General features: G+C 66.1%; 25 protein-coding genes and 1 pseudogene. 11 read left to right on the top strand and 15 right to left on the bottom strand.

Going from position 1 to position 24040, the window contains the following annotated elements; translation table 11 throughout:
• The first annotated feature begins 129 nt into the window (after positions 1-129).
• A complete protein-coding gene (locus PI990_RS08515; RefSeq protein WP_271660361.1) occupies positions 130-846 on the top strand; it encodes an rRNA pseudouridine synthase in 717 nt (238 codons plus the stop codon).
• Positions 847-849: 3 nt separating this feature from the next.
• On the opposite strand, the gene PI990_RS08510 is transcribed toward PI990_RS08515, so the two are convergent.
• Positions 850-1473, bottom strand: a complete 624-nt coding sequence (locus PI990_RS08510; RefSeq protein WP_263403239.1) for a hypothetical protein — start codon at positions 1471-1473, stop codon at positions 850-852.
• A 125-nt stretch (positions 1474-1598) separates the two neighbouring features.
• On the bottom strand, positions 1599-2888 hold the full coding sequence (locus PI990_RS08505; RefSeq protein WP_371877134.1) for a phospholipase: 1290 nt from the start codon (positions 2886-2888) through the stop codon (positions 1599-1601).
• 204 nt (positions 2889-3092) lie between these two features.
• Between PI990_RS08505 and PI990_RS08500 the strand changes: the two genes are divergently transcribed.
• Positions 3093-3401: a hypothetical protein gene (locus PI990_RS08500; RefSeq protein ID WP_043244393.1), complete on the top strand. Its 309-nt coding sequence runs from the start codon at positions 3093-3095 to the stop codon at positions 3399-3401.
• 214 nt (positions 3402-3615) lie between these two features.
• Here the strand turns inward: PI990_RS08500 and PI990_RS08495 are convergent, their stop codons facing one another.
• Entirely contained in the window at positions 3616-4014 is a 399-nt protein-coding gene (locus tag PI990_RS08495) for a transcriptional regulator (RefSeq protein ID WP_271660360.1), read from the bottom strand.
• A 152-nt stretch (positions 4015-4166) separates the two neighbouring features.
• Between PI990_RS08495 and PI990_RS08490 the strand changes: the two genes are divergently transcribed.
• A complete protein-coding gene (locus tag PI990_RS08490) occupies positions 4167-5939 on the top strand; it encodes a S8/S53 family peptidase (RefSeq protein ID WP_271660359.1) in 1773 nt (590 codons plus the stop codon).
• Positions 5940-6007: 68 nt separating this feature from the next.
• Complete coding sequence (locus PI990_RS08485; RefSeq protein WP_043244395.1) at positions 6008-6292, top strand: hypothetical protein; 285 nt, start codon at positions 6008-6010, stop codon at positions 6290-6292.
• An 18-nt stretch (positions 6293-6310) separates the two neighbouring features.
• Here PI990_RS08485 and PI990_RS08480 read toward each other — a convergent pair whose 3' ends face one another.
• From PI990_RS08480 to PI990_RS08465, 4 genes and pseudogenes are all read right to left on the bottom strand, one after another.
• Positions 6311-7039, bottom strand: a complete 729-nt coding sequence (locus tag PI990_RS08480; RefSeq protein WP_037020943.1) for a substrate-binding periplasmic protein — start codon at positions 7037-7039, stop codon at positions 6311-6313.
• 82 nt (positions 7040-7121) lie between these two features.
• Complete coding sequence (locus PI990_RS08475; protein WP_043244397.1) at positions 7122-8177, bottom strand: phosphorylcholine phosphatase; 1056 nt, start codon at positions 8175-8177, stop codon at positions 7122-7124.
• 137 nt (positions 8178-8314) lie between these two features.
• Positions 8315-8626 (bottom strand): annotated as a pseudogene (locus tag PI990_RS08470) (DUF1294 domain-containing protein); the annotation flags it as partial.
• 179 nt (positions 8627-8805) lie between these two features.
• A complete protein-coding gene (locus PI990_RS08465; protein ID WP_031286867.1) occupies positions 8806-10140 on the bottom strand; it encodes a DEAD/DEAH box helicase in 1335 nt (444 codons plus the stop codon).
• A 201-nt stretch (positions 10141-10341) separates the two neighbouring features.
• On the opposite strand from PI990_RS08465, the gene PI990_RS08460 reads away from it, so the two are divergent.
• Positions 10342-10887, top strand: coding sequence for a dihydrofolate reductase family protein (locus PI990_RS08460; protein WP_271660358.1), 546 nt, complete (start codon positions 10342-10344; stop codon positions 10885-10887).
• Positions 10884-11300 (top strand): NUDIX hydrolase, encoded by a 417-nt coding sequence (locus tag PI990_RS08455; RefSeq protein ID WP_271660357.1) that lies wholly within the window; start codon positions 10884-10886, stop codon positions 11298-11300. Before PI990_RS08460 ends, PI990_RS08455 begins: the two co-directional genes overlap by 4 nt.
• On the opposite strand, the gene rarD is transcribed toward PI990_RS08455, so the two are convergent.
• The 3 genes from rarD to PI990_RS08440 all read right to left on the bottom strand — a co-directional run bounded on the left by rarD (position 11293) and on the right by PI990_RS08440 (position 13722).
• Positions 11293-12207, bottom strand: coding sequence for an EamA family transporter RarD (gene rarD / locus PI990_RS08450; protein WP_271660356.1), 915 nt, complete (start codon positions 12205-12207; stop codon positions 11293-11295). The two genes, PI990_RS08455 and rarD, sit on opposite strands and share 8 nt — an antisense overlap.
• A 430-nt stretch (positions 12208-12637) precedes the next feature.
• Positions 12638-13237 (bottom strand): FMN-dependent NADH-azoreductase, encoded by a 600-nt coding sequence (locus tag PI990_RS08445; RefSeq protein WP_271660355.1) that lies wholly within the window; start codon positions 13235-13237, stop codon positions 12638-12640.
• A 170-nt stretch (positions 13238-13407) separates the two neighbouring features.
• Positions 13408-13722: a hypothetical protein gene (locus PI990_RS08440; RefSeq protein ID WP_031286869.1), complete on the bottom strand. Its 315-nt coding sequence runs from the start codon at positions 13720-13722 to the stop codon at positions 13408-13410.
• Between the two features lie 104 nt (positions 13723-13826).
• On the opposite strand from PI990_RS08440, the gene PI990_RS08435 reads away from it, so the two are divergent.
• From PI990_RS08435 to PI990_RS08415, 5 genes are all read left to right on the top strand, one after another.
• Positions 13827-14753, top strand: a complete 927-nt coding sequence (locus PI990_RS08435) for a LysR family transcriptional regulator (RefSeq protein ID WP_043244406.1) — start codon at positions 13827-13829, stop codon at positions 14751-14753.
• A gap of 13 nt (positions 14754-14766) precedes the next feature.
• Positions 14767-15567, top strand: a complete 801-nt coding sequence (locus PI990_RS08430; protein WP_271660354.1) for an alpha/beta fold hydrolase — start codon at positions 14767-14769, stop codon at positions 15565-15567.
• A gap of 2 nt (positions 15568-15569) precedes the next feature.
• Positions 15570-16124: a peptidylprolyl isomerase gene (locus PI990_RS08425; RefSeq protein WP_271660353.1), complete on the top strand. Its 555-nt coding sequence runs from the start codon at positions 15570-15572 to the stop codon at positions 16122-16124.
• A 53-nt stretch (positions 16125-16177) separates the two neighbouring features.
• Positions 16178-18007 carry an ABC transporter ATP-binding protein gene (locus tag PI990_RS08420; protein ID WP_271660352.1) on the top strand — a complete coding sequence of 610 codons (1830 nt, stop codon included), beginning with the start codon at positions 16178-16180 and terminating at the stop codon, positions 18005-18007.
• Between the two features lie 362 nt (positions 18008-18369).
• On the top strand, positions 18370-18633 hold the full coding sequence (locus PI990_RS08415; RefSeq protein WP_271660351.1) for a DUF2790 domain-containing protein: 264 nt from the start codon (positions 18370-18372) through the stop codon (positions 18631-18633).
• Between the two features lie 21 nt (positions 18634-18654).
• Here PI990_RS08415 and PI990_RS08410 read toward each other — a convergent pair whose 3' ends face one another.
• The 5 genes from PI990_RS08410 to PI990_RS08390 all read right to left on the bottom strand — a co-directional run bounded on the left by PI990_RS08410 (position 18655) and on the right by PI990_RS08390 (position 23658).
• Entirely contained in the window at positions 18655-19788 is a 1134-nt protein-coding gene (locus PI990_RS08410) for a GNAT family N-acetyltransferase (RefSeq protein ID WP_271660350.1), read from the bottom strand.
• A 329-nt stretch (positions 19789-20117) separates the two neighbouring features.
• Entirely contained in the window at positions 20118-21428 is a 1311-nt protein-coding gene (locus PI990_RS08405) for an OprO/OprP family phosphate-selective porin (protein WP_184490768.1), read from the bottom strand.
• A 270-nt stretch (positions 21429-21698) separates the two neighbouring features.
• Positions 21699-21932, bottom strand: coding sequence for an anti-sigma factor family protein (locus PI990_RS08400; RefSeq protein ID WP_184490769.1), 234 nt, complete (start codon positions 21930-21932; stop codon positions 21699-21701).
• Positions 21926-22537 (bottom strand): RNA polymerase sigma factor, encoded by a 612-nt coding sequence (locus tag PI990_RS08395; protein ID WP_271660349.1) that lies wholly within the window; start codon positions 22535-22537, stop codon positions 21926-21928. Before PI990_RS08395 ends, PI990_RS08400 begins: the two co-directional genes overlap by 7 nt.
• Entirely contained in the window at positions 22537-23658 is a 1122-nt protein-coding gene (locus PI990_RS08390; protein ID WP_271660348.1) for a beta-ketoacyl-ACP synthase III, read from the bottom strand. Before PI990_RS08390 ends, PI990_RS08395 begins: the two co-directional genes overlap by 1 nt.
• Positions 23659-24040 lie beyond the last annotated feature (382 nt).

The following is a 24040-nucleotide window of genomic DNA, read 5'->3' as shown; positions in this document are numbered from 1 at the left end:
TCGCCTCCCCGCAGCACCCCATCGGGCCGGACTCTTCCGGCCCGATTCCATTCGGCCGACCGCCCGCATCGGCGCGCCGCCGCAGCGCTTCCGCGGTTACAATGGCCGCCCCTCTTCCGGTACCCCGTCATGTCCGAACCCGTGCGCCTGTCCAAACGCCTTGCCGAACTCGTGCCCTGCTCCCGTCGCGATGCCGAGTTGTATATCGAGAACGGCTGGGTGACGGTGAACGGCAAGGTGGTCGAGGAACCGCAATTCAAGGTGCTCGACGAACAGGTCGTGCTGCTGCCCAATGCCGTGGCGGCCACGGTGGAGCCGGTCACCCTGCTGCTCAACAAGCCCGCAGGTTATGGCATCGGCATGGGTGCCAACTCGGTGCTGCAATTGCTGGTGGCGGACAACCTCACCCCTGACCAGCCCGGCATGCGCCCTCTGAAAAAGCACTTCATCCGGCAGAACCTGCTGACCCCGCTGGAGACCGACGCCAGCGGCCTGATGGTCTTCACCCAGAACTGGGGCGTGACCCGTCGCCTGGATCACGCCAACAAGGTGGAGGAAGAGTTCATCGTCGAAGTCACCGGGCAGATCATCGAGCACGGCCTCAAGCGCCTGTGCCACGGCCTCAGCTACAAGGGCCAGGCCCTGCCGCCGATGAAGGTCAGCTGGCAGAACGAAACCCGCCTGCGCTTTGCCCTCAAGGGCTCCCAGCCGGGGCAGATCCGCCACATGTGCGAAGCGGTGGGGCTCACAGTGGTGGCGATGAAGCGCATCCGCATAGGCGGCGTGGCCATGGCCAAGCTGCAGCCGGGCCAGTGGCGCTACCTCAACGCCAACGAGAAGTTCTAGGGCTCAGAGCAGGGCGAGCATTTCCTTCAGGGTCACCGCCCAGGTGCCCTTGGCATTGATGTAGCGATAGCCGAAGCGCGAGCCATGGGCCTCGCTGGTGAGGATGGCGTTCCAGGCCAGGCCGGGCTGCAGCTCATGGGCCGGGTCGAGCAGGAAGAACGCGTCGTCGCTCATGCCGATGGCCAGGCCCCAGTGGCGGATGTCGCTGCCCTTGTGGCCGTGGAAGCCCAGCAACACCGGGAAGTCGTCCTCCAGGTGGGCGCGGGCCTGACGCACCATCTCCACCCCGCTGCCGGTCACCACCCGGTGCTCCTTGTCGTTCACCTCGCGCAGCAGGGCCAGCAGGTCATGCCCGGTGGTGCCGACCCGCACCAGGGTCTCGTGGCGATTCAGCGCCTCCATCAGGCGCCCGTAGCGGGTGCGCGAGTCCACCCGTTCCAGCCCCTTGGCCTGGCGCCGGCTGAGCTGGTTGCGCGCCAGCATCGCCATCACCAGGCAGTAGGGGCCGCAGGCGCCGTCCATATCACCCTGGCGCAGGTGCACCTTCTCCCCGCGTTTGTTGCACAGGCCGCCGGAGCCACCGGGTTCGGTGCTCCACTGCAACCCTTCGATCAGCTTGATGTGCATGCCGGCCTCCATCGGTCACCTGGAGTTGTGACCGCTGGACTTGGCACGGGGTTCGCCCACTCGCCCATGGCCGCCTAGGTCGGGGGCAACCCGACGAGCCGCCCGGCCCGGTGCGCGGCGCCGTCTCAGGGGTTCTGCAGGGTGGTGCGCACCAGGTTGCGGCTGTGGCCGGCGAAGTGGCGGATCAGCTGCACCAGCACCGCATCCAGCTCGGGATCGGTGGCTGGCGGCTTCAGCTGGTTGCCCTGGCTGAAGTCGGCACCGGGCTGCCCCTTGGCCAGCCAGGCGCCGATGCGATCGTCGAAGCCGTCGGCAGCGTCATAGGCCTCCAGGGACACCACGTCCCGCAGGTAGCCCAGGTCGAAGGGCGGGTAGTCGGCGTCCGCCGAGCGGTCGCGGTAGGCGGCCAGCAGCGGGCTGTCGTTGCTGCCTTCGCGCAGCAGGCGGCGCAACCAATCGGCCTGGTACTTCTCCACCTCGGTGTGGCGGGTGGCGACGCGCTCGATGGCCGCTTCCTTGTCGGCGGTGTCGCCGGCGGCGGCCTTGATCGCCGTCCACATCAGGGTGGCGGTGCTTTCGCCCGGCAGTGCCTTGGAGTGGTAGGGCTGGGTCAGGTCCTGGACGTAATGCAACGCCCAGCCGAGGAAGCGGTAGCCCCAGTAGTCGTGGCCGCTCTCGAAGGCGAAGCGCGCCAGGCCCAGGTACTGCTGCACGCGCATTTCCGGGTAGGTGCGGGTGAGGAAGGGCGCGGCGCGGAAGATCAGCTCTGACTCGTGGTAATAGCCGATGTGGAACGGCGCCTGGGAGGAGTATTCGAAGCGCGAATCACCGAACGGCTGGGTGCCGAAGCCATAGCGCGCGCCCATCTCGCCCGGGTTGTCGCTGAACAGGTTGATGTCGTGGCCGTAGTCCGGCTCATCCGCCGCGCTGGCCAGCACCGCCAGCGGGCTGATGTGCTCGCCGGGCGAGAGGGCGATGAAGCGCCACTCGTTCCACAGGTTGAGCTTGCGGAACACCAGCACCTGCTCGGCGGGCAGGAAGCGATGGTCCGGCAGCTGCAGCCCCGGCAGCGCCTGGACGAAACTGGCCAGGCGGATTTCCGGGTTGACCCGCAGCGCCATGAAGAAGGCGCGACGGCGATCACCGCCCGAGTCGGGCAGCCAGCGCAGGTCATCGGGGCGTGCCGGGTAGCCGGGGAAGTTCTCCCGCGCATACGCCTCCTGCTCGTCCAGCAGTTGCTCCAGCGCCACGCCTTCGGCGGCGAGGAAGGCCTCCAGCGACTCCACCTGCACCGGTTCGGCCTGGCGCAGCTCTTGGAGATCGGACAGGGCCAGCCAGGTGCCCAGGGAGTGATTGGACCAGGCCAGCAAGGTGGCGGGCGCGCAGGCGAACAGGCAGGACAGGGCGAGCAGCAGGCGTTTCATCGAAGCTCCGAAACCAGGAGCGCCGTCTTGCGCGGCGCTTGTCATCGAAGGGTAACAATCCCGGGGCGCGCTGGGCACTGTCCAGGCGGGACAGGCGACTCACCAAATCGGCCGCCTGCAGTTCGTCACCCCGGCGGAACCGCCTCCCCCCGTCCTGCTGTCCACCTAACTCATGCACTGCAGCCGGAGACTGCCATGACCACGCCAATCAGCCTGGACACTGCCATGCGCCTGGCCACCGAAGCCTTCCTCCCTTACGGTTGCAAGGCCCTGGCCCATGAGGAAGATGACAGCTTCAGCCTCACCGTGACCGACCTGCACGGGCACAAGGTCCTGGATATCGGCCACATCCGCAGCACCCAATACGCCAACCCGGTGCGCCTGGCCGGGGTGCTGGAGCAGGCGCGGATGGACCTCGCCCACCAGGGCCGCAACCTCGACCCCTGGGCCATGCCCTTCATCCCCGACCCGGACGTGCTGCCGGAAACCCCGCCGATCTATTGATGTAGTCGCTGCAGGTTGGCGCGTAGGTTGGCGCCGAGCGCAGCGAGGCCCAACGGTTCGGCGTTTCCCCGACCGGAAATGCCCGAACCACACCCATCGCGAATGAATTCGCTCCCACCCAGACGGCTTCGAACGGCGGTTGCGCAGGGGCGACTGTAGGGGCGACTTCAGTCGCCCAGCGGCGCGCAGCGCTGCCTCACCACCGCCCAGGCAATCAAGCCCGCGCCGCCTTCGCCGATAGCTCGTCGAACACTTCCGGCGTCAGCGCCGCCTGGCCCTTCTCGGCCAGTTGCTCACGGAACTGCAGGTTGGCCGGCAGGCTGCTGTTGGTCAGCTCCAGCAGGCGGCTGCCGCGCTCGGTGAGGACAAAGTTCTCACCATTGCCGCCCTCGCTCTCCGGGCGGGACTCGATATAGCCGCCCTGCAACAGAATGCGTTCGTAGTCGGCGGCAAGCATCTTCAGGTGGTCGAGCGTGCCGCCAATCTGGCGCCCCGCAGCCTGGCGCTGCTCGGCCAGTTCGGCGGCGTATTCACGGGGCGCGAAGTTGACGTTGGCCGACTCCTGCACCTTGTGCAGCAGCAGTTCGATGAGCTCCCAGTCGTAGCTGTTCATGGCATTTCTCCAGGTGTGGGGGATGGGGCGTCCTGTGATTTCCGACTGCCCACGCGCCGCCGTGGTTCGACCTGATGGGTGAACGGTCAGCCTGAACGAAAGCCGGGCGCGCGCGGTCGGAACAGCAGGACAACCTCTACCAAGGCCCGCCCATGCCGCTGCACCACGCCCCCGTCACCGCCCTGCTCCTGGCCCTCGCCAGCCCCTTCGCCAGTGCCGAAGAACCTTTGCGCATGGAGGCCCTGCAACGCTGCGGCGACCTGCTGGAGCACGAGCGCCAGGACTGGTGCCTGCGGGTCAGCGGCCTGGGCGAGGCCACGCCCCGGCTGCTGCTGGACGGCAAGCCACTGCCCGCCGATAGCGTGACCCGCAACAAGGGCGGCCTGAAACTGCGCCTGGACCACCGCGAGCACGAAAGCGGCCCGCTCTGGCTCGAGGACGGCGAGCGCACCAGCAACCCGGTGTGGCTGTCGCTGAACGGCAGCCATGTGCTGGCGGCCGGCCCCGCCGAAGTGGAGAAGAACATGGATGGGCTGACCACCTACGTCGACCTGGTCAGCCTGCTGATCGAGGAAAGCCACGACGGCCGCAAGGAGGCCGAGCGCCTGGCCGGCAAGTACGGCGCCAAGGTGGTGGGCGCCATCCCGCCGCTGAACACCTACCAGTTGCGCCTGCCGGTGAAGAACCTCACCGAGCGCGACGCGCTGATCCTGCGCATCGGCAGCGAGACCAGCGTCGACGCGGTGGTGGTGGAGGAATCCGCTCCCGAGAAGGGCGAGGAAGCCGAAGCCGCTCGCCAGGAGCCGAGCAAACCCGGCAAGGACTCGGACGAGTGGGCCGCCAACCGCTTCATGGACGCGGTGAACTACTACCAACGGCGCATCCCCGCACGCCAGGCGCCGGTGGACACACGCCCGCTGCGCATCGGCGTGATCGAGCGCAACGTCGACTTCGACGCCCCCGACTTCGCCGACTACCTCGGCGGCTGCAAGGGCGAACAACCGCGCACCTGCCTCTACGCCCGTGACGCGGCCAAGCCCGACAACCATGGCTCCACCGTCGCCGGCATCCTCGCCGCGCGCTGGGACCAGGGCGGCAACACCGGCTTCCTACGCGGGCTGGACAAGGCCAGCAACGGCTTCGAGGTGATAGTGGAGCGCAACTCCGACGCCGGCATCACCGCCAACGTCGCCGCCTCGGTGAACCTGGTGGAGGACGGTGTGCGCGTCCTCAACTGGAGCTGGGGCATCCACCGCGTCGGCGCGAAGAACGTCAAGGGCGACGACGTGGACTCCCTGGTGCGCTCGGGCATCGCCATGAGCGGCTACGAGGAACTGCTGGAAGAGTTCTTCCTCTGGCTGCGCAAGGAACACCCGGACGTGCTGGTGATCAACTCCGCCGGCAACGGCGCCTCCTTCTCCGGCACCGACGAATACCGCCTGCCCTCCTCCTTCATCACCGACCAGTTGCTGGTGGTGGGCGGGCACCAGCGCAGCGAGCGCGACGACGTGGGCATCGACGACCCGGCCTATGTGGTCAAGCGCGACTCCTCGAACATCGACATGCGCGTGGACATCACTGCCGCCGCCTGCGCCCGCGCTTCCACCCGGGGCGAGAACGAGCCCGGCGAGGTGCATTGCGGCACCTCCTACGCCACGCCCATGGTCACCGGCATCGTCGCCGCCATGCTCTCGATCAACCCGCGCCTGCAACCCGAGCAGGTGCGCATGCTGCTGCGCCGCAGCGCCATGACCATCGGTGGCGACTACGACTTCGAGCCCATGGACGCCGAGGACCTCACCGCGCCCATCCTGCCGTCGGAACGCAACTACCAGCTCAACGACAAGGACGTCGGCCGCTCGGCACGGCTGGACATGCAAAAGGCCCTGGATCTCGCCGTGCAGAGCCGCGACCGGGTGCGCTGACAGCCTGAACTTTTGTCCCGCGCGGGCGCTCCACCCTAAGGAGTGCGATTCACCCGAAGGAGAACACCATGAACCGCTTACTGGCATTGAGCGCCACCCTTGCCTTGCTCGCCCCGCTGCCGGCCCTGGCCGTGTGCAGCGCCGAGGAGGCCACCGCCAAGCGCGAGCAACTGGCGGCCGAAGTGCACCAGGCCACCGAGAGCGACCCGCAGAAGGCCAAGCAGGTCAACGAAGAGCTCAAGCAGGACAAGCTCAAGACCGATGCCCGCGAGGGTGACGACGAGTGCAACGTCACCGAGCAGCGCAAGCAGGAAGTCGACAAGGCCGGCGACGAAAGCGATGCCAAGCAGTAGCAGGAGTGAGCGGGCGCCTCAGTAGTGCTCGTACTTCTTCTCGATGGCGCGGTATTCGCCGCTGTCGCGGATCATCTGCAACCCCTTGTTGAAACGGTCGCGCTGGTTGGCGTGGAGGAAGCCGACCTTGTAGGGGGTGGGCGGGAACAGGTCGTACCAGATGATCGGCTGGCTGATGTCCACCTGGCTGACCACCTCGCGGTTGAGGTAGTCGATGATGCGCTTGTCGCCGATCACCACCTCGATGCGGCCTGAGTAGAGCAGGCGATTGCGGGTGATCTGCTGGGCTTCCTCGCGGTAACGCGGGTTTCCCTCCACCATGGCTTGGAACTCGTCGCCCAGCAGGTAGCGCGCCCGCTGGAAGGCACTGACCGAGTGCTTGCCCAGATCGGCAATGCTTTCCAGGCGGAAACCGTTTCGGGCCAAGGCGATGGCGTAGTTGTGGTACTGGATATAAGGCTCGGAATAGAAAGCCGGCACACCGCTGTGCTCGCTGGTGGTGGCGATGCCATCCAGTTCGCCGCGCCCCAGCAGCAGGTGCAGGCGCTCCGCCGGCAGGTAGTGGTACTGCAAGGTGAAGCCCGCCGCCTTGGCGGCAGCGGTGATGATCTCCAACTCCAGGCCACGCTCCTCGCCCTCATAGACATAGGGCGGTTTCTGGGTACCGAAACCGAAACGCAACTCCTCCCCCAAGGCCAGCCAGGGAAGCCCGAGCAACAACACGCCACATAGCAGCCTTCTGCCCATGCCACCCCCTTGCGTTACAGCTCGCAGCATAGCCGCTGACGGGGCGGTTGCGCAGGGGGATGGCAGCGTGACGGATGGCCGGCTACTGGATTTCCTCCGGCGTCACCACCACCCAGTTGCGGTCGGCGGTGACCGGCAGGCCGAGCTTCGCCTGGGCCTCGGCGTTCTTCTTCTGCATGGCGGTGATCTGGTCCATGTACTTGGCCTTGCGGTTCACCCACACGCGCAGCCCGCCCTTCTCCACGTCGGTGCCGTGGAAGAGCATGTAGCCATCGCTGTCCGGCGTGTCACCGCCCACCAGGATGGGCTTCTTCCATTCATCGATGTAGGTGAGGATGGCCGCCTGCTTGCCCGCCATCCAGGTGGCCGGGGTCCACAGGTAGGGGGTGATCTCCAGGTCGAGGTTGGCCTTCTCGTCGTACTTGCCTTCCTCGATCTGCTTGCGCGCGGTGGTCAGGGTGCCGGTCTTGCGGTCCTTCAGCAGCGTGGTGACGCCGATGACGTTCTCCGGCTTGACGTTGTAGCCGTACTTCGGATCGGCGGCGACCATGCGCACCAACTCCTCCAGCGCGGCGGTCATGATGTACACCTCGATGCCGTTCTCCCGCAGCTTGTTCATCAGCTCCTGCTGGCCGGTGAACAGCTTGGGCGGGTTGATCTCGATGGTCTTGACCTCGTCGCCTTCGTAATAGGTGGCCGGCACCGGCTTGCCGGAGGCCAGCAGCTCGTCGACATAGCCCTTCAGCTCGCGCAGGGTGAAGCCGGAGAACACCTGGGCCACCCAGGGGTAGCAGACCAGGTCGTCGAGTTCGCAGAGGCGGTAGTAGTAGCTGTTGAGGCTTTCCTTGTGGCCCTTCACGTCCTTGAAGGGAATCAGCTTGAGCGAGGGGTCGAGCTTCTCGCGGGTCAGCACGCCCTTGGCTTCGAGGAAGGGCAGCAGGGACTCCTCCAGGTCGTAGCGGTAGCTGGTGTTGTCCATGTCGAACACCGCGTAGGCGCCCTTGTTGGCGTTGGCCGCGATCAGCGCGTCGAGCTGCTTGGCGGCGGGCGCCGGCCAGTGCTTGAGTTCGGTGGCGAGGGTGGTGCCGGCCAGCCCCATGCACAGCGCGGCGGCGAGAAGGGTACGGGTGAGCTTCATCGGTTCTTGGTTCCCTGCGGTGGATGAGCGTGTGGGGAGCAGCCTCGCTCCAGCTCATCGACCCTAGCAAAGCCTGGCAAGCCTGCACGGGCCAATCCCGACGCCGACCGTCCTCCCAGCGTCGGCCAGCGGGCGCTTCAGCGCCTCAGAAGCCACCAGCCGAGCAAGCCCAGGTGCAGGGCGACGATCAGCCAGAACTTCACCTGGTAGGAAACCTTGCGGTTCTTGTGGCGGATCAGCCGCTGCGCCAGCAGGCCGCCCGGCCAGCCACCGAGCAGCTCGTACAGGTGCAGCCGCGACTCCGGTGTGCGCTGGGCACCGGCCACGGCGAAGCGCTTGTCACGCCAGTAGGCGATGAAGCAGACCAGGCTCATCGCCAGGTAGACCAGCGCCAGCAGTTGCCAGAGGCTGAAGCCGTAGGGGATGAACGCCGGGGCGGCGTCCAGGAGGGAATGCAGGGAGGGCAGGCCGTCCACCAAGCCGCCCGAACGGGAGGGTTCGAGGGTTCCGCAACCGCGGTCGGTGAATTCCACCCCGCCGTCGGCCCGGGTGCAGCGGTACACCTGGGCCTCGGCTGTGGCCAGCCACGGCAGCAACGCCACCGGCAGGCCACGCGCTAACGGACGGATCACTCGGCCGCGGGCTTCTTGCGCTTCAGCGGCGCCAGGCCGTCGGCGCTGACCACCTTGGACTCGTCGCGGCGCGGGCCGGACGGCTTGCGCTTGGCGGCCGGCTTGGCCGAGGCCTTCTTGTCGCCGGCTTTCTTGTCGGTCTTTTTCTTCTTCACGCCGGCCGCCTTGCCGGAGGCCTTGACCTTCTTCGGGCCGCTGTAGCTGCCCTTGAGCTCCTTGATCACACGGCGCTCGAAGCTCTGCTTGAGGTAGCGCTCGACGCTGGACATCAGGTTCCAGTCGTTGTGGCAGATCAGCGAAATGGCGGTGCCTTCGCCACCGGCACGGCCGGTACGGCCGACACGGTGCACGTACTCGTCACCGGAGCGCGGCATGTCGAAGTTGATCACCAGGTCCATGCCCTGGATGTCCAGGCCACGGGCTGCCACATCGGTGGCCACCAGCACCTTGGTGCCGCCCTCGCGCACGCGGTCGATGGCCATCTTGCGGTCCTTCTGGTCCTTGTCGCCATGGAGCACGAAGGCCTTGTAGCCAGCCGCCACCAGGTGGCCGTAGAAACGGTCGGCCTGGGCACGGGTGTTGGTGAAGACGATGGCCTTCTGGTAGTCCTCGTTGGCCAGCAGCCAGCGCGCGATGGCCTCTTTGTGGGCGATGTCGTCGGCCGTGATGATCTGCTGGCGGGTCGACTCGTTGAGCTGCTCGACGCCGTTCAGGCGCAGGTGCAGCGGGTCGTTCAGCACCTTGGCCGAGACGTCGCGCAGCGCGGCGCCGCCGGTGGTGGCGGAGAACAGCAGGGTCTGCTTGCGGTTGGCGCACTCGGCGGTGATGCGCTGCATGTCCTCGGCGAAGCCCATGTCGAGCATGCGGTCGGCTTCGTCCAGCACCAGCACTTCGACTTCCTTGAGGTCGACGGTGCCGGCATTGAGGTGCTCGATCAGGCGGCCCGGGGTGCTCACCAGCACGTCGGGCAGCTTGCGCATCATGGCGGCCTGCACCTTGAAGTCCTCACCGCCGGTGACGATGCCGGACTTGATGAAGGTGAACTGGGAGAAACGCTCCACTTCCTTCAGGGTCTGCTGGGCCAGCTCGCGGGTCGGCAGCAGGATCAGCGAACGGATGCGCTCGCGCGGCTTGGCCTCGCCGATCAGGCGATTGAGCAGCGGCAGCACGAAGGCGGCGGTCTTGCCGCTGCCGGTCTGCGCGGTCACGCGCAGGTCACGCCCTTCCAGCGCCGGGGGAATGGCCGCCTGCTGCACGGGCGTCGGTTCGGCAAATTTCAGCTCGGCCACGGCCTTGAGCAGACGTTCGTGCAGGGCGAATTGGGAGAACACGGGTGCTACCTCGATCGAAAGCTTGAAAAACAGCTGCATAGGTTACCGGTTGTCGCGCCCGAACACCCGAATTCTGTGCGCCCCACGCTGATTTCCCGACGTTGCGGCGATTGCTGAACCCACAGGGCCGTGCTCCACTCCAACAGCTTCAGTCCCCGACGGATTTCACCGCCGGCCACAGCCCACCCGTCGGAGCCCTGCATGAGCGCATCGCTGATCTACTACGTCGCCGCCACCCTGGACGGCTACATCGCCCGCCCCGACGGCAGCGTCGACTGGCTGCAGCCGCTGGAGCAATCCGGCGATGACCACGGCTACGGCGCCTTCTACGACAGCATCGATGGCCTGCTGATGGGTCGCGGCACCTACGAAACCGTGCTGGCCATGGGCGGCGCCTGGCCCTACCCGGGCAAGCCCTGTACCGTGCTCACCCGCGCGGAGCTCGAACCCGCAGCGCCCCAGGTCCGCATCGCCCATAGCACCCCGGCCGAAGCCCTGGCGGAGCTGGCCGAGGCCGGCTGCAAGCGCGTCTGGCTGGTGGGCGGTGGCTCCCTGGCCGGTACCTGCTACGCGGCCGGGCTGATCGACGAGTTGATCGTCAGCGTCGTCCCGCACCTGCTCGGCGCCGGTATCCAGATGTTCGCCACCGGGCTGGAGCGACGCCTGCAACTCCACGAACAACGCAGCTTCGCCACCGGCGTGGTGCAGCTGCACTACAAACTGCTGCCGGAAGCCCCCAATCCATGACCACCCTGATCCTCTCCGCCGCCTGCCTGCTCGACGCCGACCAGCGCCTGCTGCTGGTACGCAAACGCGGCACGCGCGCCTTCATGCTGCCCGGCGGCAAGCGCGAACCCGGCGAAACCGCCCTCGCCGCCCTGCAGCGGGAGCTGCTCGAAGAACTCGACCTGGAGATGGACGCCAGCGCGCTGCAGCCCCTCGGCCGCTTCCGTGCGCCCGCGGCCAACGAGCCCGATACCTGGGTGGATGCGGAAATCTTCGTCGGCCGCCTGTCGCAGCCGGTGGCCGCGGCAGCCGAACTGGAAGAACTGGCCTGGCTGGCCCCGGGCGCCACCCCGCCCGCCGACCTCGCCCCGCTGCTGCGCGACCAAGTGCTGGCCGCGCTGGCCGATCACCCGGGCGCTGCGGCCCTCAGCTGAGGGCGCGAGCAGCCCGTTCCTGGCGCGCCTGCTTGCGCAGCAGCTGTGCGCTGTCCCAGCCGATCAGCAGCACCGCCAGCCAGATCGGCAGGTAGGTCCAGAACTGCGCCGGGTCGAAGGCCTCGCCCAGGAACGCCACCGCCACCGCGAACAGCAGCACCGGCTCCACATAGCTGAGGATGCCGAACAACCCCAGCGGCAGCAGCCGGCTGGAGGCCATCATCGCGGCGAAGGCCAGGGTGCCGAGCAGGCCCAGGCCGGGAATCAGCCACCACAGCTGCGGTGCCTGGACGAAAGCCCCCTCCGGGCCATGGACGATGATCAGCCAGGCCGCCAGCGGCGCCAGCACCGCCATCTCCAGGATGAAACCGGACAGCGCGTCCAGGCGCATCCAGCGGCGCAGCATGAAATACGGCGGGTAGCCCAGCGCGGTGACCAGGGTCAGCCAGGAGAAAGCGCGGGTCATCCACAGCTCGTGGAGCACGCCGGCCACGGCACAGAGCACCGCCAGCAGTTGCAGCGGGCGCAGGCGCTCGTTATAGAAAAGGCGCCCGCAGAGCACCATCACCAGGGGCAGCAGGAAGTAGCCGAGGGACACCTCCAGCATCCGCCCCTGCAACGGCGCCCAGAGGAACAGGCCCCACTGCAGCCCGATCAACAGCGCGGCCAATGGCAAGGCCGCCAGCAGCAACGGCTCCCGGCGCAGGCGCACGAGCACATCACGCAATACCGCCCATTGCCTCATCAACGCCACCAGCAACAACACCGCCGGAATCGACCAAAGCACCCGCTGGGCGAAGATCTGCAAGCCATCCAGCGGCGCCAGCTCACGCACGTAGCCAGGCATCAGGGCGAACAGCACCGACGCGGTAAGGGATAGCGCGACACCGCGCCCGGACAGCCTCATGGCCGCACCGCAACGGGTGGAGAAATGAACGAAGACATGGCAGGCCTCTGATTGCAGCCGGCGAAAATACCCGCTCGCCGCCACCAGGGAAAGCTTACCCACCCGCCGGCGGGCCCGCTGGGACCAACCCGGCATCGGCAGGCCTGAAAGCGGCACCTTCCTACCAGGAGCCCTTTCGACAAAAGCCCGTAGGGCACGCCAAGAGCAATGCGCACTCCAATCCACAGCCAAACGAAAGCCCGTAGGATGGGTAGAGCTCCGCGAAACCCATGCTGCCGCTCCCACCTCAACTCCGCCTGGTGGAGGTAAAAAGCGACCTCCACCGTCCGGGCAGCCACCGTGCAGGGGTATTTCGCGCGCCCATAAAAAAGCCCGGCCATGGGGCCGGGCAAGGGATGAGCACAAAGGAGTGGAGCGAAGCGGTGTGGCGTCAGGCGACCTTGGCCACCAGGGCCTTGGCCTGGGCGATGCCCTTTTCCTGGAACTCGGCGCCCATGTTCATGCCTTCGGCATGGATGAACGACACATCGTGGATGCCGATGAAGCCCAGGGCCTGGCGCAGGTAGGGCTCCTGATGGTCGAACGGGCCGCCGGCGTAGACACCGCCACGGGCGGTCAGCACATAGGCGCGCTTGCCGGTAAGCAGGCCCTGGGGGCCGGTCTCGGTGTACTTGAAGGTGACGCCGGCACGCAGCACGTGGTCCAGCCAGGCCTTCAGGGTGCTGGGGATGGCGAAGTTGTACATGGGCGCGGCCAGTACCAGCACGTCGGCGGACAGCAGTTCCTCGGTCAGCAGGTTGGAGCGCTGCAGGGCGGCCTGTTCGGTTGCGCTGTGCTGGTCGGCGGGCTTCATCCAGCCACCCAGCAGGTCGGCATCCAGGTGCGGCACCTGCTCCACGGCCAGGTCGCGGACCTTGACCTGGTCGGCCGGGTGGGCGGCCTGCCACTGGGCGATGAAGGCCTGGGTCAGGTCGCGGGACACGGAACCCTGCTGGCGGGCGCTGCTTTCGATCACGAGGACGTTGGACATGTTTGCTGCTCCATCGATAAGTGGGGTGGAATTCGATGGAGCGCAGGTTATCCAGACACAATTCGATAAAAAAGCGAATTAATCCGCTACTAACAATCGACAAAATTGATTTATAAAGAAGCCCTCACTAGGCTGGAGCCCAGTGCTGACTTCTCTATCGGAGCTTTCCCTTAGGCGGGCTTACAGGTGAGGCCGATGCGCAGGCGGATGATGCTGCGGTTGAACTTGGCGGTGAGGTAGACGCTCTTGCCGCCGTCGATCACGGCGCGGCGGATCTTCGGCGTCTCCGGTCCGTTGACGAAGCGCACCGTGCACTCGGCGCGGGCCTCGCCCAGGTTGTAGACGTTGATCGAGCCCATGTTGTGATCGATATCGTCGGTCGTATAGGAGATCTCGCTGCCGTTGTACTGCTTCTCCACCTCGATGGGGTAAGCGAAGGCAGCGACGGGCAGGCAGGCCAGGACGGCACAGAGCATTCTTTTCATTGGGGGTCTCCAGCGCGGGACCGCCAGCTTACACAGAGCGTCAGGCGAGGTCATCGGCACGGCCGCATGTTTCCTGACCGATACACAAGAAGAAGGAGCAAGGCATGAAAGCGCCCCGGGTAACCCTGGATCAGTGGCGGACCCTGCAAGCGGTGGTCGACCATGGCGGCTTCGCCCAGGCCGCGGAAGCCACCCACCGTTCGCAGTCCTCGGTCAGCTACACCGTGGCCCGCATGCAGGAGCAACTCGGCGTGCCGCTGCTGCGCATCGACGGGCGCAAGGCGGTACTCACAGAAGCCGGCGAGGTGCTGCTGCGGCGCTCGCGGCAACTGGTGAAGTCCGCCAGCCAGCTGGAAGAACTCGCCCATCACATGGAGCAGGGCTGGGAAGCCGAAGTGCGCCTGGTGGTCGATGCCGCCTACCCCACCGCGCGCCTGCTGCGCGCCCTGGCCGCCTTCATGCCACAGAGCCGCGGCTGCCGCGTGCGCCTGCGCGAGGAAGTGCTCTCCGGCGTGGAGGAAGTGCTGCTCGAAGGCACCGCCGACCTGGCCATCACCGGCCTCAACATCCCCGGCTACCTGGGCACCGAGCTGTGCAACGTCGAGTTCGTCGCCGTCGCCCACCCCGACCATCCGCTGCACCGTCTGCAGCGCGACGTCACCTTCCATGACCTGGAAACCCAGCTGCAGGTGGTGATTCGCGACTCCGGCCGCACCCAGCCCCGGGATGTCGGCTGGCTCGGCGCCGAGCAGCGCTGGACGGTCGGCAGCCTGGCCACTGCCGCCAACTTCGTCAGCAATGGCCTGGGCTTCGCCTGGCTGCCGCGCCACATCATCGAACGCGAACTCAAGGACGGGCTGCTCAAGCCGCTGCCCATGGACCAGGGCGCCACCCGCCACCCCGGGTTCTTCCTCTACGCCAACAAGGAAAAGGCCCTCGGCCCGGCCTCGCAGATACTCGTCGAGCTGATCAAGACCTTCGACTCGGCGCCGCTCAACGCGCCCTTCGCCGCCCCCCTGCCCAACGCCTGAGGGAGAGACGACCATGTCTTGGTTCGATAACGACGACTGTCAGCTGCACTACGAGGAATACGGCCACGGCGCGCCCCTGCTGCTGGTGCATGGCCTCGGCTCCAGCACCCGCGACTGGGAATACCAGATACCGGTGCTCGCCGCGCACTACCGGGTGATCGCCCTCGACGTACGCGGCCACGGCCGCTCCGACAAACCCGCAGGCCCCTACGCCATCGCCGACTTCGCCGATGACGTCGCCGCCCTCATCGAACACCTGCAACTGCCACCGGTGCACCTGGTGGGCATCAGCATGGGCGGCATGATCGGCTTCCAGCTCGGCGTCGACCGCCCCGACCTGCTGCAGAGCCTGACCATCGTCAACAGCGGGCCCGAGGTGAAGCCCCGCAGCCCGCGCGAATACTGGGAAGTGGCGCGGCGCTGGACGCTCTCGCGGCTGATGAGCCTGGACACCATCGCCAAGGCCCTGGCGCGGCTGCTGTTCCCCCGCCCGGAACAGGCCGAGCTGCGGCGCAAGGTGGAGGAGCGCTGGCCACAGAACGACAAGCGCGCCTACCTCGCCTCCCTCGACGCGATCATCGGCTGGGGCGTGCGGGAACGCCTCGGCCGCATCACCTGTCCTACGCTGGTGATCACGGCCGACCGCGACTACACGCCGGTCGCGCAGAAGGAAGCCTACGTAAGGGAAATGCCCAACGCGCGCCTGGTGGTCATCGAAGACTCCCGCCACGCCACGCCCCTGGATCAACCACAACGCTTCAACGCCACCCTCCTCGGCTTCCTCGAAGAAGTCGCGGCCCACAAGGAACAATGACCATGCTGAAGAAAATCGCCCTCGCGGCCTGCGCCCTGCTGTTCACTGCCAACCTCATGGCGGCCGACAAGCCCCATGTGCTGATCAACACCACGGCCGGCGAGATCGAGCTGGAGCTGGACGACGCCAAGGCGCCGATCACCGTGAAGAACTTCCTCGACTACGTGGACGCCGGCTTCTACGACGGCACCGTGTTCCACCGGGTGATCCCCGGCTTCATGATCCAGGGCGGCGGCATGGACGCCGCCATGGATGAGAAGAGCACCCGTCCCGCGATCAAGAACGAAGCCGACAACGGCCTGCACAACGTGCGCGGCACCATCGCCATGGCGCGCACCCAGGCTACCGACTCGGCCACCAGCCAGTTCTTCATCAACCACCGCGACAACCCGGCCCTGGACCACGGCGCCCGTGGCTTCGGCTACGCCGTGTTCGGCAAGGTGGTACGCGGCCTCGACGTGGTCGACCAGATCGCCAACGTGCCCACCGGCAACCGTGGCATGCACCAGAACGTACCGCTGAAACCGGTGGTGATCGTCTCCGCCAAGCGGCTCTGAACCAAGGCGGCCCGTCACCCAGCGGGCCGCTCCCCCCGACAAGGACCCGAAGGATGTTTCGCCGTTTCGAACACCTGATCGACACCTTCAAACCCGCTCCCGACACCACGCCACCACGCACCGTGGTGAAGTTCTACCTCCACTACCTGCGCCAGGTCTGGGGGGTGTTCGCGATCCTCCTGCTGGTGGGCCTGGTAGTCGCCCTGATCGACGTCGCGCTCTACAGCTTCCTCGGCCGCATCATCGACCTGGCCCAGCACAGCGCAGCCGATACCTTCTTCGCCGACCACGCCAACGAGCTGATCTGGATGCTGGTGGTGGCGCTGATCCTGCGGCCGATCTTCAACGGCCTGCACGACCTGCTGGTGCACCAGAGCATCAACCCCAGCCTGACCAACCTGATCCGCTGGCAGAACCACCGCTACGTGCTCAAGCAGAGCCTGTCGTTCTACCAGAACGACTTCGCCGGGCGCATCGCCCAGCGCATCATGCAGACCAGCAACTCCCTGCGTGATTCGGCGGTGCAGGCGGTGGACGCCATCTGGCACGTGCTGATCTACGCCGTCAGCGCCCTGGTGCTGTTCGCCGAGGCCGACTGGCGCCTGATGATCCCGCTGCTGCTGTGGATCGCCGGCTACATCGCCGCACTCTGGTATTTCGTGCCCCGGGTCAAGCTGCGCTCGGTGGCCGCCTCGGACTCGCGCTCGCGGCTGATGGGGCGCATCGTCGACGGCTACACCAACATCACCACCCTCAAGCTGTTCGCCCACACCAGCCTCGAGGAGCAGTACGCCCGCGAAGCCCTGAGCGAGCAGGTGCACCGCGTGCAGCAGACCAACCGCATGGTCACCGGCATGGACGTGGTCATCACCACCCTCTCCAGCGTGCTGATCGTCGGCACCACCGGCTTCGCCCTGTGGCTGTGGACCCAGGACATCATCACCGTCGGCGCCATCGCCCTGGCCACCAGCCTGGTCATCCGCATCAACAACATGTCCGGCTGGATCATGTGGGTGGTCAGCGGCATCTTCGAAAACATCGGCCAGGTGCAGGATGGCATGCAGACCATCGCCCAGCCCCGCGACGTGCAGGACCACGACGACGCCAAGCCCCTGCAGGTGCCCCGTGGCGAGGTGCGTTTCGAGCACATCGGCTTCCACTACGGCAAGGGCCGCACGGTGTTCGAGGAGCTCGACCTGGAGGTGCGCCCCGGCGAGAAGATCGGCCTGGTGGGCCCCTCCGGCGCCGGCAAATCCACCCTGGTCAACCTGCTGCTGCGCCTCTACGACCTGGACAGCGGGCGCATCCTGGTGGACGGCCAGGACATCGCCCGGATCACCCAGGAAAGCCTGCGCGAGCAGGTCGGCATGGTCACCCAGGACACCTCGCTGCTGCACCGCTCGATCCGCGACAACCTGCTCTACGGCAAGCCTGGGGCCAGTGACGAGGAACTCTGGGAGGCGGTGCGCAAGGCCCGCGCGGCGGAGTTCATCCCCTACCTCTCCGACGCCCAGGGCCGCACCGGTTTCGATGCCCATGTCGGCGAGCGCGGCGTGAAGCTCTCCGGCGGCCAGCGCCAGCGCATCGCCATCGCCCGCGTGCTGCTCAAGGACGCGCCGATCCTGATCCTCGACGAGGCCACCTCGGCGCTCGATTCGGAAGTGGAAGCGGCGATCCAGGAAAGCCTGGAAACCCTCATGCAGGGCAAGACGGTGATCGCCATCGCCCACCGCCTCTCCACCATCGCCCGCATGGACCGCCTGGTGGTGCTCGACCAGGGCCGCGTGGTGGAAAGCGGCAGCCACACCGAGCTCCTCGCCCAGCGCGGCCTCTACGCCCGCCTCTGGCACCACCAGACCGGCGGCTTCGTCGGGGTCGACTAAACGCAGCCCGAGCCCTGACCCGACCTCCGCACGGTGGAGGTAAAGAGCGACCTCCACCCTACGTCACGGGCGACCCCGAGGCGGCGCACACGTAGGGTGGATGCCGCTTCACCCATCCACCAGCGGTGATGAACGGGGCCGCGATGGCCACCCCAAACACGCTGCCCCCCGTGGGTTTCGCCACGACGAACCCACTATCGATACCGATGATCTCGACTACAACAACCATCAATTTCCGCGATGAAAACGGCGGTGGTCATATAGGCCCCGTACAAAGCAGCAACCCAAACCCGTAGCAGGAAGCCATCGCGCACCGGGTTTCAGTTGAAGCTTTCCAACCGCCCAATCGAGGAAAGATCAGCATGAAAATCGCAGCCGCCGTTACCGCCGTCCTCTCCAGCCTGGCCCCCGCCGTCTTCGCCGCCGAAAGCCGCGAACCGGGCGCCGAACTGACCGCCGTCGACTACCACTACGGCATGAACGTGGACGTGCAGAAAGTCATCTACCGCACCGACAACACCAGCAAATCCGGCGTCGTGCCCGTGGTGCTGGTCTACGAAGACAGCAAGGGTGAAGTGCACAAGATGAAGTTCCTCGAATGGGGCGGCAGCGTCAGCAACAGCTGATCCCCATCGGCAACCGGGGGCTCACTCCCCCGACTTGCGATACGGCAGCATGCCCCGCGCCTCTTCGGCATAACCGAGGATCGCGGGGCGCTCCTGCTCCAGGAAGCCCGCCACCGCCTCGCGCAGGCCGGGGTGCAAAAGGTAATGCCAGGAGCGGGTGATCACCGGCTCGAAGCCACGGATCAGCTTGTGCTCGCCCTGGGCGCCGGCGTCGAAGCGCGGCAACCCGGCGGCGATGGCCATGTCGATGCCCTGGTAGAAACAGGTCTCGAAATGCAGGCGGTCGAACTCCGCCAGGCAGCCCCAGTAACGCCCGTACAGCGACCCCGAATCCATCAACGAGAAGGCCATGGCCACCAGCCGCGCACCCTGTTTCGCCAGCACCACGCGAATGGCCTGGGGCATGCGTTCGGCCAGCAGGCTGAAGAACACCCGCGTCAGGTACGGCGCCTGGCCGCGCACCTCATAGGTGTTGGCGTAGCAGGCGTAGACGAAATCCCATTCCGCCTCGCTCAGCTCATTCCCTTCGCGCCACTCGAACGCGATCCCCTGACCCGCCACCTGCTCGCGTTCCTTGCGCACCTGCTTGCGCTTGCGCGAAGAGAAGGCATCGAGGAAATCCTGGAAGTCGCGATAGCCGCGGTTGTGCCAGTGGTACTGGCAGCCCAGGCGCTCCAGCCACTGCTCACGCCCTTGCAGGCGGGCATCGGCGAAGGCGTCGGTGAAGTTGATGTGCAAACCGGACAGCCCCGCCACCTCCAGCTCGGGCACCAGCGCGTCGATCAGCTGCGCCGCAGCCGCCTCGTCATGGCCCAGCAGGCGTGCACCCCGCACCGGCGAGAAGGGCACAGCGGCGAGCAGCTTGGGGTAGTAGTCGATGCCGGCGCGCTGGCAGGCATCGGCCCATCCCCAGTCGAACACGTACTCGCCATAGGAATGCGCCTTCACATAGGCCGGCATGGCCGCGAGCAGTTCGCCGCCCGCACCGCGCAACAGGCGATGGGCCGGCCACCAGCCGCTGCGCCCACCGATGCTGCCGCTGTCCTCCAGGGTGGCGAGGAAGGCATGGCGCAGGAAGGGTTGGTCGTCCTTCAGCAGGGCATCCCAGCTGGCGGCATCGACTTCGGAAAGGCGGGAAAGGGTCTGGATCGGCATGGCGACAAGTCTGGCCTGCGGCGCCGGCGAAAAAAAGCCTGTCGCAGAGAATTCATCGACGATGTTCTTTCGCGGTTGAAACCGCTGCCACAAGAACATGCGCACCCACCGTGGGAGCGGATTCATCCGCGATGAGCCCGGAGGGTTCCGCCGTAGCTTGGCGCCGAGCGCAGCGAGGCCCAACGGAGCAGGGCGGGACCTCGCATCGTTGGGTTTCGTGCCTCTAGCCAACCTACGACCCCTTACCCCTCCCGGACATCGCGAAAAACACGCCCATAAAAAAGCCCCGCCGAAGCGGGGCTCAAGAAGGAGCGGATGAACGGTATTGCTTAGAACGCGTACTGCGCGCGGATGACGAAGCCGTCGCCGTCGTCGTCGCCCACGTTGTTGGTCACCTTGTCGGTGGCGGCACGAACATAGGTACCGCTGATCTTCACGGCTTCGTTGGCGTACCAGTTCACGCCCAGGTTGTGCACCTTGGCCTCGGCGTCGCCGACTTCGCGGGTAGCGGAAGCGGTGGTCACGTTACCGTCATCCACGCTGATGCTGTCGTAGCGGTAGAAGAGTTCCCAAGCGCCGATCTGCTTGTTGTTCGGCTTGATCTTGTCGAACTTGCCGAGCTTGTAGTCACGTGCCTCGCCGGTCAGGGTGTAGGCCGCCTGTACGTAGAAGCCGTCGGCCTTGATGTCCTGGAAGGCGGCGGAGTCGGCCTTCATCTTGCGCTTCATGTATTCGCCCTGCAGGGAGAACGGGCCGGTGGCCCAAGCCGCTTCCAGACCCCAGGCGGTGTCGTCGTCATAGGAACCGGCAGGCCGGGTGTTTGCACCACCGAAGACCACGCGGTTGCCGTTGGTGCCGGCATCGTTGCCACCCAGGGTCTCAACGCCACGCATGCCCAGGCGGCTGCGGAAGCGGGAGTCGATGGTGGAGTCGGATACGTCGCGACGAGCGAAGTTGGCACCGAAGTGCAGAACGTTGCCGGCTTCAGCCATCGGAGCGAACACACCACGCAGGTTCACTTGCTTGTTGGCTTTGCCATCGGTGTCGTTGTTGTCCTTGGAGAACACACCACCGGACAGGTACGCGTAGTTGCTGATGGTGGTGGAGACCTGGGCGCCCATGCCGTTCTGGTGGCCGTTGGCCCAGTCGATGACGTCGTAGAAGGCGTTACGCTCAGGAGCGGTCACCCACTTGGAGCTGGTGGCTTTTTCCAGGCCGAATTCCGGGTCGAAACGACCAACCTTGATCACCACCGGGTTGAAGCCGGTGTAGGCGATGGAGGCCTCGTCGAAGTAACCGTCGTCGGAGCTGCCAGCGTTGTGGGAGAAGTCGTAGTTGATCTGGTAAGCCCAGTCGGTGTACGCCACGCCACCGATTTCCAGGAAGGCACGACGGAAGTAAGCCGCGTCGGCGGAATCGCCGTTCTTGGTGTAGATGCCGTCGAAGCTGCTGTAGTCAGCCTGCAGGCGGCCACCGATCTTGAAGCTGTACGCCTTGTCGGTGGTAGCGACTTCAAGGCCGCCCTTGGTCTTGATAACGATGTCGGTGCCGTCGGTGGTGACGGTACCAGCGAAAGCCTGGGCGGAAATGGCCAGAGCCATGGCGCTGGCGGCAAAACCGGCGAAGTGCTTACGGATCATCGAAGATTCCCCTGTTGGTCTTTAGTGCTGGAAAACACCCGAGCGTTGGGCTCGTTTGTGCTGGGGGGGAATGTTGGCGGGGGGTTATTTCAGCTCAGTTGCTTTTAGATAAATGTTTTATGACAAAGGAACTTTTTCATCGCCATTGGGAATATAGGAAAAACCGCTCTAGGACGGGCTTTGCGGGCAAGCGAAGCGGCAAGTTGTCGCAGAGTAGCGTGCAACCGATTATGACAACACGACTGAAATATTACGGCGCGATGACCTGGCTCAGGAGGCTTCGTTACGTGCCCGAGCGAGCCGTTCGGCCAGTTTTTCATCACCTTCCGGGCTCGCTTCGGGCAATTGCCTGAGCACTTCACGGGTGAGGTTCAGCTGGGCGAGGAAGCGCCGGCAATGGGGGCAGATCAGCAGGTGCTGGCGCACGCCCAGGCGCTGCACGAAACCCAGTTGGCCGTCGATGTAGTCGCTGGATCGGGCGACCAGCTCCCGGCAGTTCAGCATTGGCCCGTCTCCTCGAAATGCTCCAGGGTGGCGAACAGCTTGAGGCGCCCACGGTGCAACAGCACCCGGACATTGGAGAGGGAAACCTCCAGCAGGTTACAGATCTCCTGCAATTCCAGGCCCTGGCGCTCGCGCAGCAGCAACACGCTGCGCTGCAGGTCGGACAGGCTCAGCAGGGTCTTCTCCAGGCACTCGCGCAGCTCCTCTTCGGCCAGCAGGGCCTCGGGGGAATCTTCGTGCCAGGTGGCAGGGCCGGCCAACCAGTGGCCGTTGGCGGCGAAGCGCGTGTCATCCACGGTGCCGTGGGGCGCGGGCAGGTCGTCGAGCAGGACTTCGCGGCGGCTCTGCTTGAGGCGGGTGCGGGCGGTGTTGGCGACTATGGTCAGCAGCCAGGTCTTGAGGCTGGAGCGCTGCTGGAAACCGTCCAGGCTGCGCACCACGGCGAGCCAGGCGTCCTGCACCACTTCGTCGGCATGGGGGCTGCCGACGATGGCGAAGGCCACGGCGCGCATGGCGCCCTGGTAGGCATCGATGAGTTCGCGGAAGGCCCGCTGCTCCCCCGCCCGCAGGCGGGGCAGCAGCTCGCTGTCCGCAGGGGCGGCCATCAGTGCTTACGCAGGATCACGCTGCCGATGGAGTAGCCGGCGCCGAAGGAGCTGAGCACGCCCAGGGAACCGCTGGGCAGGTCGTCCTGGTGCTTGTGGAAGGCGATCACCGAACCGGCGGAGCTGGTGTTGGCGTAGGTGTCGAGGATCACCGGCGCCTCTTCGGCCTCGGCGTCACGGCCCAGCAGCTTGCGGGCGATCAGCAGGTTCATGTTGAGGTTGGCCTGGTGCAGCCAGAAGCGCTTCACGTCGGCGACGTCCAGCTCGTTCTCCTGCAGGTGCGCGGCGATCAGCTCGGCGACCATCGGGCAGACGTCGCGGAACACCTTGCGGCCTTCCTGCACGAACAACTTGTCGCGGGCGCCGATGCCCTCTTCCGCGGCGCGGTTGAGGAAGCCGAAGTTGTTGCGGATGTTGTTGGAGAACTGGGTCAGCAGCTTGGTGCCGACGATATCGAACTGGTACTTCGAGGTGGCCTGGTCGGCACGCTCAATGATCACTGCGGTGGCCGCGTCGCCGAAGATGAAGTGGCTGTCGCGGTCACGGAAATTCAAATGGCCGGTGCAGATTTCCGGGTTGACCATGAGGATGGCGCGGGCCTGGCCGGTCTGCACGGCGGTGGTCGCCGCCTGGATGCCGAAGGTGGCCGAGGAGCAGGCGACGTTCATGTCGTAGCCGAAGCCCTGGATGCCCAGTGCGGCCTGGACTTCGATGGCCACGGCCGGGTAGGCGCGTTGCAGGTTGGAGCAGGCGACGATCACGCCATCGATGTCGGCGGCGGTGCGGCCGGCGCGCTCCAGGGCCTGCTTGGCGGCACCAACGGCCATTTCACAGAGCACGCCCCATTCTTCGTTGGAACGCTCGGGAAGGCGCGGAACCATGCGCTGCGGGTCGAGGATACCGTCCTTGTCCATCACGAAGCGGCTCTTGATCCCCGACGCCTTCTCGATGAAGGCAACGCTGGATTCGCTCAGCGCCTCGACTTCGCCACGCTCGATGGCAGCGGCGTTCTCGGCGTTGAACGCCTGGACGTAGGCGTTGAACGAGGCCACCAGTTCTTCGTTGGAGATGCTCTGGGACGGGGTGTAAAGGCCGGTGCCACTGATCACGACTTTGTGCACGGTCGATCCTCTCGTTACTGGGCTGTGAGCAGGCACAGCCGGTTGGGCAGTTGGGCGCTGGGCGAAGGCTCGACCAGCATTGGAAAAAGGCTCACCCCGCCTGGCGGGATGGAACAGCGAATCCTTGTTGTAGCGGGCAGGCCGGAGGCTTCACGGCGGCAGGGCACTGGGGCCCGCTCGCGGGTCGCCGAAGGATAGCAACGGCCTCTCACGCAAGCCGCGAATTCTGCCACAGAGCGGGTCTTTCCGGGGCATCGGCGCCGCTGCGTCAGACCATCGGCCGGCGCATGGAGCGAGTTGGGAAAAGCCCGCTGAAGGTGGCGAAAACGCCTCGATATGTAGGATTAAGCCTACAAACGAGTCCTTCAATGTTGTTATAGAT

It is taken from the genome of Pseudomonas sp. TUM22785 (assembly GCF_028198105.1).
In the GTDB taxonomy this organism is placed as follows: domain Bacteria; phylum Pseudomonadota; class Gammaproteobacteria; order Pseudomonadales; family Pseudomonadaceae; genus Metapseudomonas; species Metapseudomonas solani.
Note: the sequence above shows the minus strand (reverse complement) of the source record. Positions and strands in the feature narration are given on the sequence as shown.

Bases quoted from the DNA above. Each gene is read 5' to 3' on its own strand.
- PI990_RS08515 (WP_271660361.1), top strand. From the start codon at position 130: ATGTCCGAACCCGTGCGCCTGTCCAAACGCCTTGCCGAACTCGTGCCC.
- PI990_RS08510 (WP_263403239.1), bottom strand. From the start codon at position 1,473: ATGCACATCAAGCTGATCGAAGGGTTGCAGTGGAGCACCGAACCCGGT.
- PI990_RS08500 (WP_043244393.1), top strand. From the start codon at position 3,093: ATGACCACGCCAATCAGCCTGGACACTGCCATGCGCCTGGCCACCGAA.
- PI990_RS08495 (WP_271660360.1), bottom strand. From the start codon at position 4,014: ATGAACAGCTACGACTGGGAGCTCATCGAACTGCTGCTGCACAAGGTG.
- PI990_RS08490 (WP_271660359.1), top strand. From the start codon at position 4,167: ATGCCGCTGCACCACGCCCCCGTCACCGCCCTGCTCCTGGCCCTCGCC.
- PI990_RS08485 (WP_043244395.1), top strand. From the start codon at position 6,008: ATGAACCGCTTACTGGCATTGAGCGCCACCCTTGCCTTGCTCGCCCCG.
- PI990_RS08480 (WP_037020943.1), bottom strand. From the start codon at position 7,039: ATGGGCAGAAGGCTGCTATGTGGCGTGTTGTTGCTCGGGCTTCCCTGG.
- PI990_RS08475 (WP_043244397.1), bottom strand. From the start codon at position 8,177: ATGAAGCTCACCCGTACCCTTCTCGCCGCCGCGCTGTGCATGGGGCTG.
- PI990_RS08460 (WP_271660358.1), top strand. From the start codon at position 10,342: ATGAGCGCATCGCTGATCTACTACGTCGCCGCCACCCTGGACGGCTAC.
- PI990_RS08455 (WP_271660357.1), top strand. From the start codon at position 10,884: ATGACCACCCTGATCCTCTCCGCCGCCTGCCTGCTCGACGCCGACCAG.
- rarD (WP_271660356.1), bottom strand. From the start codon at position 12,207: ATGAGGCTGTCCGGGCGCGGTGTCGCGCTATCCCTTACCGCGTCGGTG.
- PI990_RS08445 (WP_271660355.1), bottom strand. From the start codon at position 13,237: ATGTCCAACGTCCTCGTGATCGAAAGCAGCGCCCGCCAGCAGGGTTCC.
- PI990_RS08440 (WP_031286869.1), bottom strand. From the start codon at position 13,722: ATGAAAAGAATGCTCTGTGCCGTCCTGGCCTGCCTGCCCGTCGCTGCC.
- PI990_RS08435 (WP_043244406.1), top strand. From the start codon at position 13,827: ATGAAAGCGCCCCGGGTAACCCTGGATCAGTGGCGGACCCTGCAAGCG.
- PI990_RS08430 (WP_271660354.1), top strand. From the start codon at position 14,767: ATGTCTTGGTTCGATAACGACGACTGTCAGCTGCACTACGAGGAATAC.
- PI990_RS08425 (WP_271660353.1), top strand. From the start codon at position 15,570: ATGCTGAAGAAAATCGCCCTCGCGGCCTGCGCCCTGCTGTTCACTGCC.
- PI990_RS08420 (WP_271660352.1), top strand. From the start codon at position 16,178: ATGTTTCGCCGTTTCGAACACCTGATCGACACCTTCAAACCCGCTCCC.
- PI990_RS08415 (WP_271660351.1), top strand. From the start codon at position 18,370: ATGAAAATCGCAGCCGCCGTTACCGCCGTCCTCTCCAGCCTGGCCCCC.
- PI990_RS08410 (WP_271660350.1), bottom strand. From the start codon at position 19,788: ATGCCGATCCAGACCCTTTCCCGCCTTTCCGAAGTCGATGCCGCCAGC.
- PI990_RS08405 (WP_184490768.1), bottom strand. From the start codon at position 21,428: ATGATCCGTAAGCACTTCGCCGGTTTTGCCGCCAGCGCCATGGCTCTG.
- PI990_RS08400 (WP_184490769.1), bottom strand. From the start codon at position 21,932: ATGCTGAACTGCCGGGAGCTGGTCGCCCGATCCAGCGACTACATCGAC.
- PI990_RS08395 (WP_271660349.1), bottom strand. From the start codon at position 22,537: ATGGCCGCCCCTGCGGACAGCGAGCTGCTGCCCCGCCTGCGGGCGGGG.